This window comes from Streptomyces viridochromogenes DSM 40736 (assembly GCF_000158955.1).
Taxonomy (GTDB): domain Bacteria; phylum Actinomycetota; class Actinomycetes; order Streptomycetales; family Streptomycetaceae; genus Streptomyces; species Streptomyces venetus.
In genome coordinates this window covers 164669-167761 of record NZ_GG657757.1, presented here as the reverse complement: position 1 = coordinate 167761, position 3093 = coordinate 164669, and the positions used below count along the sequence as shown (strand labels likewise).

General features: G+C 74.8%; 3 protein-coding genes. 2 read left to right on the top strand and 1 reads right to left on the bottom strand.

Annotation, left to right across the window (positions count from 1 at the left end; genetic code table 11):
• Positions 1-814: DUF2867 domain-containing protein (locus SSQG_RS00815; RefSeq protein ID WP_158680977.1), on the top strand; the 814-nt coding region annotated here is incomplete at its 5' end.
• 5 nt (positions 815-819) lie between these two features.
• Positions 820-2196 (top strand): cryptochrome/photolyase family protein, encoded by a 1377-nt coding sequence (locus tag SSQG_RS00810; RefSeq protein WP_003987739.1) that lies wholly within the window; start codon positions 820-822, stop codon positions 2194-2196.
• A gap of 78 nt (positions 2197-2274) precedes the next feature.
• Here the strand turns inward: SSQG_RS00810 and SSQG_RS00805 are convergent.
• Positions 2275-3093: FAD-dependent oxidoreductase (locus tag SSQG_RS00805; protein WP_039931713.1), on the bottom strand; the 819-nt coding region annotated here is incomplete at its 5' end.

The window sequence follows — 3093 nt, the reverse complement described above, 5'->3', positions numbered from 1 at the left end:
CCCGGTACCGGCCTCGATCGCCCGCCCGCTGACGGAGTCCCTGCGCCACGAGGTGGTGTGCCGGGACCGCGACATCGAACAGTACGTGCCCAGCCCGCCGGGACACCCACTCGGTTTTGACCGTGCCGTCACCCTGGCGCTGCAACGCGTCCGGGAGGCTCAGGTCTCCACCCGGTGGTCGTCCGCCTCGGTGCCCGGCGCCACCAGCGGCCCCCTGCCCACCGACCCGGACTGGGCCGGCGGCAGCCTCTACACCGACGACCGGGAACTCGAGGCGGACGTGGCGCCCGACGCGCTGTGGCAGGTCGTCGAGGGCATCGGCGGGGAGAACGGCTGGTACTCCTTCCCGCTGGCCTGGGCGGTACGCGGCCGGCTGGACCGTCTCGCGGGCGGCGTGGGCCTGCGCCGGGGCCGACGCGACGCGCGCCGCCTCCGGGCGGGCGACTCCCTGGACTTCTGGAGGGTGGAGGAGATCCAGCGCGGCCGGCTGCTGAGGCTGCGCGCCGAGATGCGGCTGCCCGGCCTGGCCTGGCTGGAGATGAGGGTGGACAGCGACGCGGGTGGGCCGGTCCGGTACCGCCAGCGCGCCCTCTTCCACCCTCACGGACTGCTGGGCCACCTCTACTGGTGGAGCGTCTCGCCCTTCCACGCGGTCGTCTTCGGCGGCATGGCCCGCAACATCGTCCGTGCCGCGTCCCGCCTCCAGGAAGAGCGCACGGAAGCACGGGATTCCGGAACCGCATCCGGACCCGCCTCGCCGCCGGAAGACAGTGCGGTACGCACCGGCCGCCGTGAACCACCGGAGAGAAGCTGAAGCCCATGCACGTCTCAGTCGTCCTGTTCACCTCCGACCTGCGCCTGCGCGACCACCCGCCGCTGCGCGCCGCCCTGGACTCCGCCGGCACGGTCGTCCCGCTCTTCGTGCGCGACCGGGCCGTGACGGAGGCCGGGTTCGCCGCCCCCAACCGCGGTGCCTTCCTCGCCGACTGCCTGACCGACCTCGACTCCTCGCTGCGCGAGCGCGGCGGACGGCTCGTGGTCTGCTCTGGCGACCTGGTGGAGGAGGTGTGCCGCGTGGTGACCGAGGCGGACGCCGACGAGGTGCACATGGCGGCGGCGCACAGCCGGTTCGCCACCCGGCGCGAGGACGCACTGCGGCGCGCCCTGGAGGCCGACGGGCGCCGCCTGTTCGTCCACGACGCCGTCACCGTGGCCGTACCGCCCGGCGAGGTGACCCCCTCCGGATCGGACCACTTCGCCGTCTTCACGCCCTACCACCGGCAGTGGGCGCAGGCCCGACTGCGTGACGTCGTGGCCGCCCCGCGCCGGGTTCCCGTCCCCGAGCACGTGAAGGGCGAGCCGCTGCCCGCACGCGACGACGTCCCCGGCATCTCGCCGGCCCTGCCCGCCGGGGGCGAGAGCGAGGGCCGCAAGCGGGTGACCGCCTACTGGCGACGCGGTCTGGGCGCCTACGACGACACCCGCGACGACCTGGCCGCCGACAGCACCTCCCGGCTCTCCGCACACCTGCACTTCGGCACCCTCTCCCCGGTGGAGCTGATCCACCGGGCCCGCCGCCACGGCGGGCCGGGCGCCGAGGCGCTGGTACGGCAGCTCGCCTGGCGCGACTTCCACCGCCAGGTCCTCGCCGCACGCCCCGACGCCGCCCACACCGACTACCGCACCCAACGCGACCGCTGGCGCACCGAACGCACCGCGGGCGACGACATCGAGGCATGGCGGCAGGGCCGCACCGGTTACCCGGTGATCGACGCGGCGATGCGGCAGCTTCGCCACGAGGGCTGGATGCACAACCGGGCCCGGCTGCTCACCGCGAGCTTCCTCACCAAGACCCTGTACGTCGACTGGCGCATCGGCGCCGCCCACTTCCTGCACTGGCTGGTCGACGGTGACGTGGCCAACAACCAGCTCAACTGGCAGTGGATGGCCGGCACCGGCACCGACACACGGCCCAACCGGGTGCTCAACCCGGTCACCCAGGCCAAGCGGTACGACCCCGACGGCACCTACGTGCGGCGCTGGGTGCCCGAACTGGCGGGCCTCGACGCCCCGGCCGTCCACGAGCCGTGGAAGCTGCCCGGCCTGGACCGCGCCGCGCTCGACTACCCCGATCCGGTCGTGCCGCTGTCCGAGGGCCTGGACCGGTTCCGGCGAGCCCGCGGCAAGCAGGGCTGAGAGGGCCGTGACCGGGGCCGCCACCAGGTCCGGTGCGCGGCCCGCACCGCGCACCGTCCGGTCGCGTCCCCGCGTGCGTCACACGTCGTGTGCCGCCCGTGCCGCCCACCGCAGCAGAGCCCCACGACCCTCCTCAGGCACCGTCCACAGCGGATGCCCGCGCAGCCCCCAGCTGCCGAGCAACGCGTTGGCGGCGAGGAAGCCGCTGGTGGCCGCGCGTTCCATCAGGGCCACCGGCAGCCCGGTGCGTACGGCGTCGCCCGCGACGACGAGGCCAGGCGTCGGCGTGGTCACCGCGGGCCGGTCGCCGTATCCGCCGACCGGGAACAGCGGGCAGTCGGCGCGCCACTCGTGGCGGGCGTCCACCACCCGGGCCCGGCGGGTCTCCGGGTAGACCCGGTGCAGTTCCGCGAGCAGCTCCTTCTGCCGTGTCTCACGGCCGACGCCGCCGGACAACGCGTAGGCGTGCAGTTCCAGCACCGAGCCGCCCGTGCGGGCGGCCCAGCGGGCGGCCTCCCCCTCCCAGCGGTTCAGGACGCTGACGTTGTCCAGGGGGCCGTACCCACTGGTGCCGAGGAACCCGGGCCGGTCACCGCGGACGGGCCGGTCCAGCCACAGGCGGGACACCAGGAACGGCGGTGCGGTGCGCAGCCGCGCCACCCTCGCGCGCCACGATTCGTCCCCCAGCCCGCAGGACCCGGCCACCACGGCACGCAGCGCTCCGGGATCGAGGGCCAGGACCACGGCGTCGCTGCGCTCCTCGGTGTCACCGGTCGCCACCGTGAAACCACGGTCGGGCAGGGCCGTGACCGCCTCGACCGGTGTGGACGTGCGCAGTTCGGCTCCCCGGCGGGTCAGGTACGCGGCGAGCGGGTCCCACAGGGCCTGGGGGAACGG